The organism is Oligosphaera ethanolica (assembly GCF_030814695.1).
In the GTDB taxonomy this organism is placed as follows: domain Bacteria; phylum Verrucomicrobiota; class Lentisphaeria; order Oligosphaerales; family Oligosphaeraceae; genus Oligosphaera; species Oligosphaera ethanolica.
Genome location: NZ_JAUSVL010000001.1, coordinates 260184 through 275385, shown reverse-complemented (window position 1 = coordinate 275385; position 15202 = coordinate 260184). Strand labels below are relative to the sequence as shown.

General features: G+C 60.1%; 13 protein-coding genes and 2 tRNA genes. 12 read left to right on the top strand and 3 right to left on the bottom strand.

All coding sequences use genetic code 11. The annotated features are described in order from the left end of the window. Positions 1–59: 59 nt before the first annotated feature. The 7 genes from J3R75_RS00995 (at position 60) to J3R75_RS00960 (ending at position 5061) form a co-directional block, all read left to right on the top strand. Positions 60–134, top strand: a tRNA-Cys gene (locus J3R75_RS00995). Positions 135–211: 77 nt separating this feature from the next. Beyond that, a complete protein-coding gene (locus J3R75_RS00990) occupies positions 212–583 on the top strand; it encodes a hypothetical protein (RefSeq protein WP_307259292.1) in 372 nt (123 codons plus the stop codon). Next, on the top strand, positions 570–1958 hold the full coding sequence (locus J3R75_RS00985; protein WP_307259290.1) for a hypothetical protein: 1389 nt from the start codon (positions 570–572) through the stop codon (positions 1956–1958). The genes J3R75_RS00990 and J3R75_RS00985 overlap by 14 nt, the downstream gene beginning before the upstream one ends. A 55-nt stretch (positions 1959–2013) precedes the next feature. Then, positions 2014–2090 (top strand) — tRNA-Val (locus tag J3R75_RS00980). 204 nt (positions 2091–2294) lie between these two features. Further along, entirely contained in the window at positions 2295–2834 is a 540-nt protein-coding gene (locus J3R75_RS00975; protein WP_307259287.1) for a hypothetical protein, read from the top strand. Between the two features lie 31 nt (positions 2835–2865). After that, the gene (locus tag J3R75_RS00970) at positions 2866–3042 is read left to right on the top strand and encodes a hypothetical protein (RefSeq protein WP_307259285.1); all 177 of its coding nucleotides are present in this window, start codon (positions 2866–2868) and stop codon (positions 3040–3042) included. A 153-nt stretch (positions 3043–3195) separates the two neighbouring features. After that, positions 3196–5061 (top strand): IS1634 family transposase, encoded by a 1866-nt coding sequence (locus J3R75_RS00960; RefSeq protein ID WP_442418871.1) that lies wholly within the window; start codon positions 3196–3198, stop codon positions 5059–5061. Between the two features lie 660 nt (positions 5062–5721). Here J3R75_RS00960 and J3R75_RS00955 read toward each other — a convergent pair. Next, positions 5722–6537 (bottom strand): helix-turn-helix transcriptional regulator, encoded by an 816-nt coding sequence (locus J3R75_RS00955; protein WP_307259283.1) that lies wholly within the window; start codon positions 6535–6537, stop codon positions 5722–5724. A 348-nt stretch (positions 6538–6885) separates the two neighbouring features. On the opposite strand from J3R75_RS00955, the gene J3R75_RS00950 reads away from it, so the two are divergent. After that, positions 6886–7698, top strand: a complete 813-nt coding sequence (locus J3R75_RS00950; protein ID WP_307259281.1) for a type II secretion system protein — start codon at positions 6886–6888, stop codon at positions 7696–7698. Positions 7699–7772: 74 nt separating this feature from the next. On the opposite strand, the gene J3R75_RS00945 is transcribed toward J3R75_RS00950, so the two are convergent. Further along, a complete protein-coding gene (locus J3R75_RS00945) occupies positions 7773–8483 on the bottom strand; it encodes a prepilin-type N-terminal cleavage/methylation domain-containing protein (RefSeq protein WP_307259279.1) in 711 nt (236 codons plus the stop codon). A 939-nt stretch (positions 8484–9422) separates the two neighbouring features. On the opposite strand from J3R75_RS00945, the gene purE reads away from it, so the two are divergent. Genes purE through J3R75_RS00925 form a run of 4 tightly spaced genes read left to right on the top strand, consistent with a single transcriptional unit; the run spans position 9423 to position 14457 of the window. Then, positions 9423–9914, top strand: a complete 492-nt coding sequence (gene purE / locus J3R75_RS00940; protein ID WP_307259277.1) for a 5-(carboxyamino)imidazole ribonucleotide mutase — start codon at positions 9423–9425, stop codon at positions 9912–9914. Beyond that, positions 9914–10897 (top strand): S41 family peptidase, encoded by a 984-nt coding sequence (locus J3R75_RS00935; protein ID WP_307259275.1) that lies wholly within the window; start codon positions 9914–9916, stop codon positions 10895–10897. The genes purE and J3R75_RS00935 overlap by 1 nt, the downstream gene beginning before the upstream one ends. After that, positions 10890–12212 carry a hypothetical protein gene (locus J3R75_RS00930; RefSeq protein ID WP_307259273.1) on the top strand — a complete coding sequence of 441 codons (1323 nt, stop codon included), beginning with the start codon at positions 10890–10892 and terminating at the stop codon, positions 12210–12212. The genes J3R75_RS00935 and J3R75_RS00930 overlap by 8 nt, the downstream gene beginning before the upstream one ends. Before the next feature lie 52 nt (positions 12213–12264). Beyond that, positions 12265–14457 (top strand): glycosyl hydrolase family 95 catalytic domain-containing protein, encoded by a 2193-nt coding sequence (locus tag J3R75_RS00925; RefSeq protein ID WP_307259272.1) that lies wholly within the window; start codon positions 12265–12267, stop codon positions 14455–14457. A gap of 24 nt (positions 14458–14481) precedes the next feature. Here J3R75_RS00925 and tsaB read toward each other — a convergent pair whose 3' ends face one another. Next, positions 14482–15183: a tRNA (adenosine(37)-N6)-threonylcarbamoyltransferase complex dimerization subunit type 1 TsaB gene (gene tsaB / locus J3R75_RS00920; protein ID WP_307259270.1), complete on the bottom strand. Its 702-nt coding sequence runs from the start codon at positions 15181–15183 to the stop codon at positions 14482–14484. Positions 15184–15202: the final 19 nt, after the last annotated feature.

Below are 15202 nucleotides of genomic sequence, written 5' to 3'. Positions count from 1 at the left end.
GTCATCCATCTGGTGGACAGATGACGTTTTTGTCCTATATTAGAGCACGTTTTTCATATGGCGCGGTAGCCAAGTGGTAAGGCAGAGGTCTGCAAAACCTCCATTCACCGGTCCGAATCCGGTCCGCGCCTCCATTTTTCACCCTGTTATTTACCTGCTTTTATATCTACTAGCGTTGTGCCGTGATGGCTGAGCGCATGGAAGTGGGTTCTTGGAGTTTTGCCTCTCGATGGCGAAAAAGAGTTTAAAAGAAATTGACGACAGCGCCCCTGATACCTTGACCAGTAGAAAGGTCAAGCGTAAGGCTGCCAAGGCAAAAGAGCAACGGCAGCAGGATGGCGGTGACGACACCATGAGCAGGGTGGCTTTGCTGTGCCAGGAAATGTGCTGGCGCGATGCCGTGCTGTTATGCCGCAAGGCGCATGCCCAGGCCATGGCTGATGGTAAAGAGGACACGGCTATGAGTCTGTCCATGGCATTACAGAAAATCGAGCGTTCGCTGCGCCGGCAAATGGCGGCGTCCTATATCGCCGCCGCAAAAGACATGTTGCAGAAGGAGTATCTCCTGGATGTTGGGCAATAACGAAAAAATACCGGGCGTGAATCTCGCCGATGTGTTCACCAAGATGCTCGCCGAGCTGCCTTGGTCGAGTCTGCGGAATTACGTCCAGGCTAATGCCCCTCTGGCGAAGCTCTGCACAATTGGCGGTCATCGCCTCGAGCCCAACAAGCGCGAGCGCATCGAGAAGTTGATCTTCCGCGAAGCGCAAAAAGCCGAGTTTTCTGACAGCTGGTGCAACGGCGTTTTTGCTTCCTGGTATCCCGTGCACGAAGTGCTGCACGGCTCGCTGGAGAACTATTTTCACTCTGATGAGTACAAGGCATATCGCGAGGCCGAGAAGCTTGGCGAAGACGACTACGTCCTGCCTGACGCGAAATTCGCCGAGTACTTCGTCGTTGATGACTTGGACAAGTGGCGCATTCTTCTCTGCTTCAGTCCCCTGAAGTTCAGTAAAGAGCAGGCCGCAAAGATACTTGACGATTCCCAGGGCAATGCGCAGCTGCTGACGAAGCTCAAGGACGTCGAGAATGAGCGCGAGGAGCTGAGCCGCAAGGCCGCACAACTCGCCGCCGAGGCGGAAAAACTCCGCGCCAAGCAGAGCGAAGCCGGCAATGAGATCCAGGAGCTGAAGAAGCAAAACCGGCAGCTTAGGCAGGATCAAGACCAGGCGCAGCAGAAGCTGGAGAGCGTCCAGGCCGAGATGCGCCGTCTGGCCCAGGAGTTGTCTCAAGCCGATGGCGTTCGTGCTGAGCGCGAGAAGGCCCTGCGTGACGAGATGGCCCGGACGACGGCCCGCCTGCAAAGCGATTGCGACCGCGTCAACAAAGAGCTCAGCAGCTGGCAGTCGCGCTACGAAGAACAGCGCCTTGCCAATCGTCGGTTGGAAGAACAGGCGCAGGATGCCAGCCGTCAGGCCGCTCAGGCTGATCAGCAACGGGCCGCGGTAGAGAAACGCGAGAGCGAAAAAGACAAGTTTGCCGATCTGGTGCTCAGCCGTATTGACTGGGCGAAGGTCGGTGGTGCCATGAAGATGACGCCGACTGTCCGTCGCAACTTCAACAGCCTAATCAAACGCCTGAATTACGAAGAAGACCGCAGCCTCACCATTGAGGGCACCCTCCCGGAATTCTGGTCGAAGCTGGTCAAGGATGAGAAGGACCTCGTTGACAATATTGCCAAGAGCAACACCCGCGAAGTGCAGACCGGCGATATGGACGATTACTGGCGCACGCTCAATGATATGTTCGCCGATGTGCTCATCAATCTTGAAGCCCGCATGGCCATGATCGGCATGCTCCAGGAAATATTCTTCCAGCAGCTCGCAGACGAGGACCTGGCAGAACCGGCTCTGGGCAAAAGCAAGGCGAAAAAAAGCGACAAAGCAGGCGAAAATTAAGGATTCTACGCTTGCTTAAGCCACAGACGGCGGTATAGTAAGCACTGTTCAAAACGGGCGACTAGCTCAGTTGGTTAGAGCGCTACCTCGACACGGTAGAGGTCACAGATTCGAGTTCTGTGTCGCCCACCATTATAACCACAAACGCATCAAGGCAATAGCCCTGATGCGTTTGTGGTTTTCTGGCGCGACGAAGGCGCCCCCCGTTCGTTTGGGCAGGTTTTCCTCCGGCGAGCCGTTGCGTGAGGCGCTATACTATTTACTGCGGGTTTTCGGGGCCAGAACTGTCGTTCTGGCATGGGTGGTAATCCACCAAACTACCAGGAGGGCCGAGAAATGCACACAAGCCGTTGTTTATCTACTCGTTCTCGGGCGGGCCTTTTCGGGCTGGCGCCGTCGTTGGCGCTGTTGTTGTTGCTGTTGGCGTCGTGTCGGATAGTGGCGCCGACGGAGGCAGATGTGTTGCGGCGTCAGGTCCTGCGTGGTTACGAGCACATGATGGCGTCTGATTACGCGTCATTGGTGGCGATGCTGGCCCCGTTGGCCGAGTTGCATGGCGTGGATGGCCAGGTCGTCGACCGCGCCAAGCTGGACAAACTCGCGGCGAGGGTTGCTGCCATGCGTCGTGGCGATCTCACGGCCACGGAGAGCGCCGAGCTTCAGGCGTTTCTGGCCATACGTCAGGCGTGGGCCAAGCGCGCCCACGCCAGTGCGCGCTTTGAGGCCATTGTCGTCGATGGTGACAGTGCGATCGTGACTACCTACGATCGCGGCACGCCTGGCAAGTTGGAGAAATCCGTGTATAGCTTTCGGCGCATGAGTGGCGAGTGGCTTCTGGAGAAAGAGCTGTCCACGCATGTCGCCGAGGGCGACTGACAGGGCGCCAGCGTGAGCGAGTAATCGGTCAGTGTACACCCCGGCGCTTCGCTGGGACAATTTGCAGGAAACCCACGGCCAACCGCCGCCCAGCCATCCGACCCTGATTTTCGCCGATCTTTGCGGCAGCGGGTTTCATAGGAGCAATGCTCTTCACATAGCCCATCTTTCTCACTTGATTTTATTCAAAAAAAGTTTTCCTGCGTGAGACCGACCTCCGGCCCGACGACGCTGTGCGTAGGGGTAGGCGGAAACGCTTTTGTTGTGCCTTTTTAATGTGCTGTTATCGCTTGAACTTTTTAATCTTATTGCTAGTCTATTTGCTAATACATACTAGAAACCTTCACTGCAAAGGCACAAAATGTATTTTCGCGAAAAGACAAGCACCAACGGCACTCTCCTTCTTCAGTTGGTCCGCGGTAGTCGCGGACTTGACGGCAAGGTGCGCCAGCAGGTTCTCTTGTCTCTTGGGGGATGCGTCATACCCGACGTGTTCCGTCGCGAGATCGCCCATAACATCGAAGCCATTGTTTCCGGTCAGCAGTCGCTTCTGCCAATGAAGCCAGAAGTGGCGTCCTGGTCGGACCTGATCATTGACAAGATGAAATCCGAAGGCAAGCTTGATCTTGTCAGGAGCAGCGTCACAAGGAATGTACCGGTCGGCGGCATCGCCGACGGCGTACTTCTTGATGAGGTCAGCCACGAGGACACCAGGCAGATTGGCGTTCTGCTGCCGCTCAAGCGGGCGTGGGAAAGCCTTGGCCTGTCGGACTTCCTTGCGTCGCGAGGCATGCCAGCCCGACGCATACACGCCGCGCAGGCATGCGTTTTCAACCGCCTTGTCGAGCCATGCAGCGAGCACGAACTTCCGTCGTGGCTGCAGACCGTGGCCATGGACGAACTTCTCAATGACACGTTTGGCTTTTACGGCAAGGAAATTTTCTACAGAGCTGGCGATGATCTGCTTGAGCATAGTGTTGAGCTCACCAGGCACTTGCGGGCGCGCGAGGAAAACCTGTTCAACTTGGGAAACACAATTTTTCTGTATGACCTGACCAATAGCTATTTTGAGGGCGGCTGCACGGAAAATCCCAAGGCCAAGCGAAGTGCCAACAGCAAGGAGAAGCGAACGGACTGTCCCTTGCTTTCGGTTGGTCTTGTCCTCAACGCGGAGGGTTTTCCTGTCGTGCACAAGGTCTTTCCCGGAAACACCAGTGATAGCAAGACCATTCTGGACATCGTGTCTTCGCTGCAAAGGGAGACTGGTGACACAAGACGTCCGACCGTGGTGTTGGATGGCGGCATTGCCACTCAAGCCAACCTCAAGACCCTGCTGGAGAACAACTACGACTATGTGGTGAATGGCAAACGAACGACACGCCAGAATTTTGCCGAGGACTTCAAGCGGCGGAAGGCCTTCCAAACCGTCAAGGGGCGCGACGACAAAAAGCCGGTCTTCGTGAAGCGCATATGGGGCGAGGGGGAGGTTGTCCTGCTTTGCCGAAGCGAAGACCGAAAGGCAAAAGAAGACGCGATAGTCAGCAAGACGGAAGAACGATACCTTGAGGCGCTGCGAAAGCTGGCCGGAAGAATTGAGAAGAAGGACGGGAAACTGCACTTGGACAGCAGCGGAGGGCGGGCAAACGTGGACAGGTGCATTGGGAAAATAGCGTCGCGATATACCAGAGCCTCCAAGTTTTATGCCGTCAGATACAATGATGATCAGCAGCTTCTATCCTGGACCAGGGACGAGGATAAATACCAGGAAGACGCCAGCCTGCATGGATGCTATCACCTGAGGACAAGCCGCAAAGACCTGTCAAATGACGAAATATGGCTCATCTACATCATGCTGACGCGGGTTGAAACGGCCTTCCACCTCCTCAAGGGGGAACTGGGGTTACGTCCGTTTTATCACTGGAAAGAAGACCGGTGCGATGCACACATCTGGATCACCGTGCTCGCCTATCACCTATTGCGTTGGATAGAGTATTCCCTGAAGCTGGCTGGCGTGGACTGCACGTACCAGGAAGTCCGCAGGCTGCTGCAGACCCATTGCTACTCGACCATCAACCTTCCTTGCCGCAATGGAAGGAAATATCACGTCCGGCGCCCAGGAAAGCCCGACGAAAGGCAGAAAATGATCTACAGCGCTCTCGGCATAGACGTGAGCGCGCTGCCAGTACGGAAAGTGGTCGTGGAGTCGTCGCCGGCTGGTGAGGACTGAACGCCCCGTTCATTCATGACTCAAGGGGGAGATGTGAAAATTTTGTTGTGCCTGCTTAGCCTCAAAAAGGGGCAAAAGTGAGAAAGATGGGATAGCATGCGGCAATCGCCGGCGATGAGTTGATTGGTAACCATGCACAAGATCATTCGCCGAGGTTTTGAGCACCGAAGGTGCGCCCTAAGATAGCCCAGGGCAAGCGCCCGCAGGGCGCGTCGCCCTGGGTAAGGTGCCCCATCCCAAAAGAGCCCTGAAGGGGCGGCCTAAAAGACCTGCGACGAAGGGTCACAGCGCAAAATTGCCGCAGCAATCAATGAGTTCCATTGCCTCTTTGGCTCCAGTCAGCTTCGCCGACTGAAGCCAAAGAGGCCGCGGAACACGAGCGCCGAAGGCGCGCTACCCAGGGCGACGCTCCGCCTTCGGCGTCGCTTGCCCTGGGCTATCTTAGTCCGCGCTTTCAGCGCTTCTGCCGCTTCGCGGCCTGGGATGCCGGGCGCGCGAGTGGACGCCCGCTGGCCTCTGGCGACGGCGCGGGCTGAAAGCCCGCACCACGGCAGGGAGACGGGCGCGCCTAGGGCCGCCTGTTGCTCTAGGGCTCAATTATCAATGGGTGACCGATTACGTGAGCGATTCGTCGCTACGGCGCCGTGCCTGCGTCTTGCTTCACAGCATTTTCCGCACTGGTGCGATGTTGGTGCGGAATTCCCGGGGTGAAATGCCGAAGTGCTGGCTGAAATAGCGCGACAGGTAGAATTCGGAGCAGAAACGCATTTTGGTGGCTATTTCCTTTAGAGTGAGATCGCTGTAGAGGTAGTCCACGATCTGGCGGAGCAGGGTCTGGCGGATTAGCGCGTGCGGCGACTGGCCGACGGCGCGTTTGAAGGACCGGGAAAAGACATCTTGGCGCATGTCAATGAGTTTGGCCAAATCGCGCACGGTCATTTTGGCGTCGCAGTGGTTGCGAATGTGGTCAAGGACCTTGAGATAGGCGTCTGGCATCGCCTCGCTCATACTCATGCGGACTGGCGGATGGCGGGCGCAGAAGCGGAAGACTTCCGCGCGAATCTGCAGAGCCGCCGTGGCAGGGGGCATCTCGAGGCAGGCGCGCATGCGTTCGACGGCATCTGGAGCGTATTCCATCAGACAGGGATCTGCGGCTGAATACAGATCGACGCCGGGCAGCAGCGACAGCCCGAAGTGCAGGGTGACGGTCAGCGTGGAAAGGCTACGTGTAAAGTGCAGGGTGTTGCCGGTGGGGAGGAAATAGAGATGCCCGGGACGGACGTCTAAGCTCTTGCCGTGCGTCAGGTCGCCGTAGAAGTCGCCTGGGCTGGCTTCAAGGGCGAAGGAGAGGATATTGCGAGGATGCACCAGCGTCTGGTGAAAATCATGCGCGAGCAGCTCGACGTGGTCGATGTCGAGCATGAACAGATTGTTCACCTGTTTCAAGACAGTGAAGCGTTGATGCCGTGCAGTCATGAATGTGTATGTCTTTGCGCTTTTCCATACATGTTTCAATGGGTGCCAAATAGTATAGTGTATGTTTATGAATCGCCATCGATTGGCGGCAACTATTGTTGCCAGGGGGGCGGAAGAGGGGAGTGCCAGCGTGGCGCCTGGTTTCCATTTTGCCTTTGGCCTGATGTGGCCGTGCTGGGTGCAGGTGTTGCCCACGGCTGGTGCGGTGCTGCCGTCTGGTGGTGAGCTCAGACTTTGCGGTCCTGCTCAGGTCCTGCTGGCATGTTATCTGCTGTAGACGCTGGCGCGAAGGCGCCTGCGGCGCAACGCCGCAAGCCAGGTGATCAAACCATGCAGTGAGAGCGAGCAGTGACAGAACGCGAGAATAATCTTGAGAGGGTAACGTGTGGTCGGCGCTTTACGCTGATTGAGCTTTTGGTGGTGGTTGCGATCATCGCCATCCTGGCGGCGATGTTACTGCCTGCCTTGAGCAAGGCCCGGGCGAAAGCCGGCGCCATCGCCTGCAAGAATCTGCACAAGCAGTACGCGTTGGGCTCGCAGATGTACAGCAATGACAACGCGGACTACCTGGTGGATTCATTGGCTTATCTGGACAGCTCGCGAGGGATTGTCGCCTATTTAGGCAGCGGGGTGCTGGCTGATCAGCTTGGGCGCTGTCCGGCTGACGGCGAGACGGCCAGTCTTGGCCGGGTGGGGAAGATAGACGCCTTTGGCGGCGTGCGGGTCAGCATTGGCTGCAATGAGAATGTGCTGTCCTGCAGTGCTCGGGCGACCAGCGTGGGCCCCCAGGCGTTCTGGTATCTGCTGAGTGATTTTCCGCGCAGTCCAGCGGAGTTGCTGACCTTTGCCGACTGGCAGCAGCATCCAGGATTGGGCGAGGTGGTGACGCCGGTGGTCAAGCCTCTGGCCGGGAGTATGGGCGGTTTGGTTTTCCGGCACAACGGGCGTTGTTCAGCGGCTTATCTGGATGGCCATGTCGGCGAGATAGCTTGTCATCTGCGTATGGCGCAGAACGGGCATGAGCTGGCGGACGGCGTTGCCTGGCCGGTCTCGGAAGTCGGGAAGCTCTATAAGACCTACATGCCCTTCGGCGGCTATGGCGCTTCGGCGGCGGCCGGCTCCAGCGGCAATGGCGCCTGGCCGGGCCTGAGCTACCAGTGATGCACGTCAGCTGGCCAACGGCGACGGCTAGCTGTGACCAGAACATGACTGCTGCAGCGACCAAGGGGCTCTGGTCAATGACGCGTGGGGAAGGGCACTACGCCCAGTTTTAGCTTGCCGCCGTCCCATTCGACATACCAGGGCGCTTCGTCGCTGGGGCAGGGCGCGGAGAGAAAGATATCTAGAAGCAGTCCCTGTACATGGCCGTCGACAAAGACGGTGTTGACCCGGCCCTGATGGCGGTTCGGGCCTTCGCAGCGGCTGTCCCAGTCCAAGTCGAGTTCTTCCATGAGATTTTCCCAATTATTGGCTCCGTAAATGACGCAGGGATCGCCGCTATCGAAGAGCAGGTAGGCGCTGGCGGGTTGGTCGATATGGGCGGAGAGCTTGCCGCGGTTGCCCTGGGTGCCGTCGTAATTCCAGCCGTAGTTGCCGTCGTAGAGGTGCAGGCCTTCTTGGGTGGCCTCGGGTGCTTCCTGCGGGCTGGTCGGGCAATCCAGAAGACGAGCGTCGTTGTGGTACTCGAACGTGTAGCGGGCCCAGTTTGTGCCGCCATGACCGTAGATGCTGTTATTGACGTAGGGTGGCAGGCGTCCCCGGGAATCGCTCGCGTAAAGCAGGAAAGCCGCGCCCAGCTGCTTGAGGTTGCTGCTGCAGTTCAGCTGATCGGCCTTGTTCTCGGCTTTGCTGATCGCCGGCAACAACAACGCTGTCAGCACGCTGCAGATGCCGATGACGACCAGGAGCTCAATCAGAGTGAAACAGGGGGGGATTGTCCTTCGCATCGTGGCCTCCAATCTGTGTATGTTTTTATTGCCTTAAGAGAAACTAAATGCCATTTTAATGCAATAAAAATACTTTTCAAGTGAAAATAAAAGCAATAATTTCTTTCTCTGTAATCGGCCAGCCATTGATAATGGCCGGTCCTGCGGCCTTTTGTTTTCAGCGCCAAAGGCGCGATACCAGCCGGTCCTGCGGCCTTTTGTTTTCAGCGCCAAAGGCGCGGTACCAGCCGGTCCTGCGGCCTTTTGTTTTCAGCGCCAAAGGCGCGGCCTAAGATAGCCCAGGGCAAGCGCCTGCAGGGCGCGCCGCCCTGGGTAAGGTGCCCCATCCCAAAAGAGCCCTGAAGGGGCGGCCTAAAAGACCTGCGACGAAGGGTCACAGCGCAAAAATGCCGTCGCAATCAATGAGTTCCATTGCCTCTTTGGCTCCAGTCAGCTTCGCCGACTGAAGCCAAAGAGGCTGAGGGACACGGACCAATATGGCGCGCTACCCAGGGCGGCGCGCGCCTTCGGCGTCGCTTGCCCTGGGCTGGTATGCTTCGCGCTTTCAGCGCTCAAATGCCGCCGGGACGGCGGCGCTCCCAGGATACTTGCCGCCGGGACGGCGGCGCTCCCAGGAGTCGAATCAGTCCCCAATCAGTCCAAGGCGTCGGGAGTCAATCCCCACGGTCCAATTCGTCTCCACGGTCCAATCCATGGGATCATGCCTCATGAGTCCGTGAGTCCTCGCCCCAGTGCGCCGCGCCAATTAGTCCGCACGGTCCCTGGCGTTCCTTGGAACTGCCAGTATCAATGGGTGAGGCATTACGGCAACTTGTTGGCCTCTGCGGTTGTGCTGTTGCTTTGCGGCGACTTTGCCGGTATATTTCTTAGTTTGGCGCGGGCCCCCGTCCGGGGAGTCCCCGATGCGTACATAGAAGCACAACGTAGGAGAACGACACGATGACTGCACTAGTTGCCGTACTCATGGGCAGCGCTTCCGACCTGCCGAAAATACAGCCCTGTATTGACACTCTCAAGAGCCTAGCCATTCCGGTTGAGGTGCGTATCATGTCCGCTCACCGCACGCCTGATGTGGTGGCGGCTTTTGCCAGCAATGCCGAAAAGAACGGCATGGAAGTCATCATCGCCGCGGCTGGCGGCGCCGCGCATCTAGCTGGGGTCGTGGCTGCCCATACGATCTTGCCGGTCATCGGCATACCCGTAGAGGGCGGCGCTCTGAATGGCCTGGACTCGCTGCTCTCGACGGTGCAGATGCCCGGTGGCATTCCCGTGGCGACAGTGGGCATCGGCAGCGGTGGCGCCATGAATGCCGCGCTGCTGGCGGCGCAGATCATCGCCCGCAAAGACCCGGCTGTGCGTGAGCGCTTCAGCGCCGATCGTGCCAAACGCCGGGAAAAAGTCATCGCCGCCGACAAGGAGTTCACGCTCTAATGAGCAACTACGGTCACTGCTGGACGTCCCTGCCGCCGTTTCTGGTTGCCTGCTGCATGATGGTGCAGCTGTGCCCGACGCGCGCTGCGGAAGCCGGCGGGGACGCCGTGCCGGTCAAGCCGGTGCCGGTTGTAGCTCCCGCTCTTGCTCCGGCCGAGGGTGCTCCTGCAGCGGCTCCAGTTACAGTGGCCGAGGGTGCTCCCGCAGCGGCTCCAGTTACAACGGCCGAGGGTGCGCCCGTGCCGGTTACGCCCTTGCCCGTCATTCCTGCCGGTGACGGCCCGGCTCACAGTGGCTTGGCGTTGTTGCAGTTATTACAGCGTGAGGGGGCGTTGCCGGTGCTTCCAGCTGGAGAAGAACAGCTAGTGCTTGACGACATGTTGTTGCTGACGCGGGCTCCGGCCGTGCTGATGACGTCGCCGACGATTCCCAGCGTGGCTGCCGAGTGGCTGGTGGACATTGGTGGTACGGTTGATCACACCCTGGCCCGGTTGCGTATAAGCAGTCTGGACTGCGCTTATCCGGAGGAGTTGGCAGCCTTTCAGTTGGCATTGCAGCAGGGCGACTATCACGGCGTGATTCTTGACCTGCGCAGTGTTGATGGGCAGGACAAAGCAGTCGCTGACGCGCTGGGGGCGACGCTTGGCGCTGCCGCGGTGCCGGTGATTGTTTTGATTGACGCTGATACCTGCGGGATGGCCGAAAGTCTCGCCCAAAGTCTGCAGCAGCAGGGCGCGTTTGTGATGGGCGAGCCCAGTCGGGGCATTCCCGGCCCCGGTCGCGTGGTGCCGTTTCGCGATGGTCTTTATTTGCGTCTGCCGCTGGCGTTGCGGGCGGCTGAAAAGGCGTCGGCTGTTCGCGCTGTGTTTCCCGATCGCGATTTGAGCGCCGTGGAACCTGCTGGTGATGGTGATCCCTGGGTGAAGCAGGCCAGCGACACACTGGTGGCAATCATGGTGCTCAAGCGGAAGCCCAATGAATAGACTTATCTGCTATTTGCCGCTGTTGCTGATGCTGACTGCGACGCCTTTGCTCGCTGAGCCAGCCGTGCCGCCCGCCGAGGCGGCGCCGCCGCCGGCGACGCCGAAAGTAGCGACTGAGACCATGCGGGCCAAGCAGCTGCAGGTCAAAGCGTGGTCGGCGGCGCGGGCAAGAAACGTCGCCCTCTATGCCGCAAACTGCGCATCGCTGGTTGATGATTTCCTTCGCTGTCCCGAACAGCCCAAGGCGTTGCTGCATATCAGTGAACGGGGTGTGGCCAAGTCAGACGACCTGCTCTATGCGTTGGAGTTTACGGCTGATGAACGCATGGACGCCGTTACTTGGCGGCTGATGCAGGCGTTGCTGCTGCGGCGGGCGCGGGAAATGGGCTACAAAGTGCCGATTGAAGCGCCCGTGCTGCGCTGGCTGGCGGCGGCTTTGACCAACCGCATGGTCATGGGCGGCCGCGGCATCCGCGGTATTTACGAGCTGGATTATCAGGTGGCCAACCGACAATTCGTCCGCAGACATTTTCCCCGGGTTGATGAGCTGCTGCTGAGCCGGCTCACCCCAGACTATTCGGAGCTGTTCCAGCTGCACATGTTGCATTGCGATTTGCTCGCGGGCTGTTTTGAACTGCTACCGGCAGCGCATGGTCAGATATTCCGCGAGCTACTGGAGCTAACGGCGCACGGCCGGCCGCTGGTGGAAGCTGTCGGCTATGTTCTCCAGAATCACCAGCCGGGGGTGATATCCTTGCAGGCGTGGTACGAACGGCAGGTGCTTGTCGTCTGCGATCGCGGCATCCGCCATCAGTCGCTGGCTATGATTGTCGACTGCGTGGAGGTCCTTGAGTCCGTCCAGATGGTCAAGGCCGGCCAGGGCCTCGAACTCGTCGAGCGAGTCCGTTTGGACGAGGTTCCCGACGTCGTCAAGGATCTGAAGCTGGACCTCAACGCCATTGGCCAGCTGCAACTGCGCTTCTACGAAGTGAAAAAGGACGCGCCGGTGCTTCTGCAGCCGGCGTTGGACATGTACAGCGAGGCGCTGGCATCTCTCGCCACCGGCAATACGGCGCGCTTTCGCCACGAATTTCGCGCGGCGCGTTCGGAGTTTGCGCGCGTTGTGGCCAGGCATCGCCGCATCGCCGCCGTGTTGGACGAGGCTGAACGCGAGTACGTCACCGTACCAGACCGTTTCGGGGTGTATATGCGGGTGCAGGAACGCTACGATGACCTGAGAGCACAGTTGCTGCCCGTCTGGCAGGACGCGGGCCCCGGGCAGAAAAAAGACCCCTCGGCGGTGGCGGCGCCGTAGCGCCGGCAGCGCCGGGCGAGGTCGCGGCAAGAGTTGTACGACAGGAGAAGTCATGGACATCCAAGGCCAAGTCTTTCGGCTGAAGTTTCCCTTGCGGCGGGTTCATTGCGGCGTGCCCATGGGCAACAGCGATCTGGGTGTGCTGGTGTTTGGCTCGGGCCGGCGCCTGCAGCTTGAGTTCAGCCTGAGTTCCTGCTGGGACCATCGTGGCGCCACCACCTTGGGACGGCCCTGTTCCTATCGCGATCTGGTCAAGGCCTACGATCCCTACGATGTCAGCGAGGAAAGTCGCCTGTTGCAGGCTGCCAGCGTCACCGCGCAGCCCATGCCGCGCTATCCCGTCTGGTGGCCGGCGACTCGGGTGCCCGGCGGGCGCTTCGTACTCACCCTCAAGGCGCCCCTGAAGGCCGCCACCTTGGACTACGCCAGCGGCATTGTCCGCGTGGACACCGCCGCTGGGGCGCTGGAGCTGCTCATGGACATGACGCGCAACCGCCTGTACCTGCGCGATGCCGATGCGCTGGTCGTGGCGACGGCCGCCGAGCCGATGTGGCAGCGGCTAGGCGAGCTCTTCGCGTCCGTGGACTTTGCGCCGCCGAGCCGGTTTGAGGACGGCGCTGGCTGCGGCTGGTATCAGCCCCATCCCGCCGATCCGGGCATGATCGCGCAATGGCAGCAGACACCCTTTGGCTTCTGCCTGGCGGCTGAGCTCAGCGAGGACGGCGACCGCTCCTGCCTCCAGCCTTGCGCTGGCGACTGGTCGGAGCCGCTGCGGGCCGCACAGGCCTGGTGGGGGGCCTACTGGCAACGCCAGCCGACGATTGCGGTACCGGATCCGTTCTACGAGCGCTTCTGGCTCCTGGCGCTCTACAAATTTGCTTGTGCGACGACGCCCGGCGGCGTCCCCAGCGGCCTGCAGGGGCCCTGGCTGGAAGACTACCAGCGGCCGCCATGGAGCTGCGATTACCATTTCAATGTCAATGTCCAGCAGGTGTACACGTTGGCCTTTGCGACCGGCAATGCCGAGCATCTGCTGCCGCTGTTTGACCTGCTGGAAAGCCCGGCCTCCCAGGCGGCGATGCGTGGCAATGCCCGCAGTCTTTTCGGCATTGACGACGGCTTGCTGTTGACCCACGCGGTGGACGACCGCTGTGGCCAATGCGGCGGCATGGGCGTCGGTGCGGTGCTGGATTTCGCCTGCGGCGGCTGGATGGGCCTGCTGTATTGGCAGTACTACCGGATGACTGGCGACCGTCGTTTCCTGGCCGAGCGGGCGCTGCCTTTCATGCGTGGCGTGATGCGGGTCTTTGAAGAAACGCTTGAAGAGCACGATGGCCGGCTGTCCATTCCGCTGAGCATCTCGGCCGAGTATGGTTGTACCTTTGCGGTGAAGGTCAATGGCCGGGTCTGCCGGCAGAATTCCGGCCGCGATCCATCTAATCAGCTGACCTGCGCTCATGCGTTGCTCAATGCGCTCCTAGCGGCAGCGCAGGAATTGGGCGAGAGTCCCAAACCCCTTTGGCTGGACATGAAGTGCCGCCTGCCGCATTTCTGCACGGTCGGCGAAGGCGATGACGCGCATATCGGCATCTGGGAAGGACAGGATCTCGACGTCTGCCACCGCCATCATTCACATCTGGCTATGATCTACCCATTCGACATCTGCGCTGAGCTGAGCGACGACGAGCAACTCCAGCTCGATCGCAGTATCGACTTGTGGATTCTGCGTGGCATGGGCCAGTGGAGTGAGTGGTGCTACCCCTGGGCTATTCAGCTCCAGATCCGCCGCAATTTCCGGGAATCGCCGCGGCTGCTCTTCAGTTTCTGGCGAGAGCTATTCATCAACGAGAGCATGGCGACAGTGTATCTGCCGCGCTTCCAGGGGCTGACCATGCACCGCAAGGCCGACATGCTCAAACCCCGGGAAACCCACGAGGTCATGCAGCTTGATGGCACCATGGCCGGCGCCACCGCCATGCTCGAAATGCTTATCTGCGAACACGCTGGTACGGCGATGCTTTTTGCTGGCGTACCGGACGCCTGGCGACGGGCGGCATTCAGCGATGTGCGCTTCCCCGGCGGTTTCCGCATCAGCGCCGAACGCGCCGGCGGCCGCACTCGCTTCTGCGAGGTCAAAGCCGAACGCGCCGGGGCATTGCGGCTTCAGCTTGCGCCCGGCGAAGAGCCCATCGACATCACCCTCGCCGCCGGCGAACGCTGGCAGTGGGGCGCGAAAAGTCGCTGAGGATAGGGATGCGCGGGCTGATGGTTAGATCTGCGGGATTTTCACCGGCTGGGGGTTGACAAAGACCGGCGGGCGCACGTACAGCGGCTCGCAGCTCGCCATGAGCTCCTGCGGGTTCTGCGGCCAGGGCCAGAGCCCGGCGGGCGCGTTGAGCAGGGCGCGGGCGTCGATGCCCGCGCAGGACAAGAGCCGCGCGGCTACCGCTTCTGGCAATGCCGGTAAAGCCGCCGTCTGGGCGCTGACGTAGTGGTCGCAGCGGTGTTGCTCGACCAGCAATTCCTCCGGCGTGAGCACAACGGCTTCGCCTGAAAGCTGCAGGGTCGCGTCGGTACCGCGTGCAAAACGGACCAGGATGATTTGGCCGCAGCGGGCGTCGTGGAGGACGCCGATGCGTCGCGCGTCCTGGGCATCGGCGAGTGCGGCGTGGGCCAAGGCCAGGCAGCTGGGGACGCCGCGCATGGTGGCGCCGCTGATGGCGCAGAAGCCCTTGACCAACGCGATGCCGTAACGCAGACCGGCAAAGCTGCCCGGGCCGGTGCCGACCGTCCAGCGGCAGACATCGTTGAGGCGCAGGCTCAAGCCGTCCAGTGTGGCCTTAAGCCACGGCGCCAGCTCGCGGTCGCTCTCCCGGCCCGTGCCTGCCAGATGGTCGTTGAAAAGCACGCGGTCGCCGTCGGCGACAACCAGCGCGCTGCCCAGAGAGGTGTCTAGAGCGGCATGGATCATGATGGAGCCTCCACGGCGA

Excerpts from the sequence above, each read along its gene's own strand:
- J3R75_RS00985 (WP_307259290.1), top strand. The coding sequence starts at position 570 with ATGTTGGGCAATAACGAAAAAATACCGGGCGTGAATCTCGCCGATGTG.
- J3R75_RS00975 (WP_307259287.1), top strand. The coding sequence starts at position 2,295 with ATGCACACAAGCCGTTGTTTATCTACTCGTTCTCGGGCGGGCCTTTTC.
- J3R75_RS00960 (WP_442418871.1), top strand. The coding sequence starts at position 3,196 with ATGTATTTTCGCGAAAAGACAAGCACCAACGGCACTCTCCTTCTTCAG.
- J3R75_RS00955 (WP_307259283.1), bottom strand. The coding sequence starts at position 6,537 with ATGACTGCACGGCATCAACGCTTCACTGTCTTGAAACAGGTGAACAAT.
- J3R75_RS00945 (WP_307259279.1), bottom strand. The coding sequence starts at position 8,483 with ATGCGAAGGACAATCCCCCCCTGTTTCACTCTGATTGAGCTCCTGGTC.
- purE (WP_307259277.1), top strand. The coding sequence starts at position 9,423 with ATGACTGCACTAGTTGCCGTACTCATGGGCAGCGCTTCCGACCTGCCG.
- J3R75_RS00935 (WP_307259275.1), top strand. The coding sequence starts at position 9,914 with ATGAGCAACTACGGTCACTGCTGGACGTCCCTGCCGCCGTTTCTGGTT.
- J3R75_RS00930 (WP_307259273.1), top strand. The coding sequence starts at position 10,890 with ATGAATAGACTTATCTGCTATTTGCCGCTGTTGCTGATGCTGACTGCG.
- J3R75_RS00925 (WP_307259272.1), top strand. The coding sequence starts at position 12,265 with ATGGACATCCAAGGCCAAGTCTTTCGGCTGAAGTTTCCCTTGCGGCGG.
- tsaB (WP_307259270.1), bottom strand. The coding sequence starts at position 15,183 with ATGATCCATGCCGCTCTAGACACCTCTCTGGGCAGCGCGCTGGTTGTC.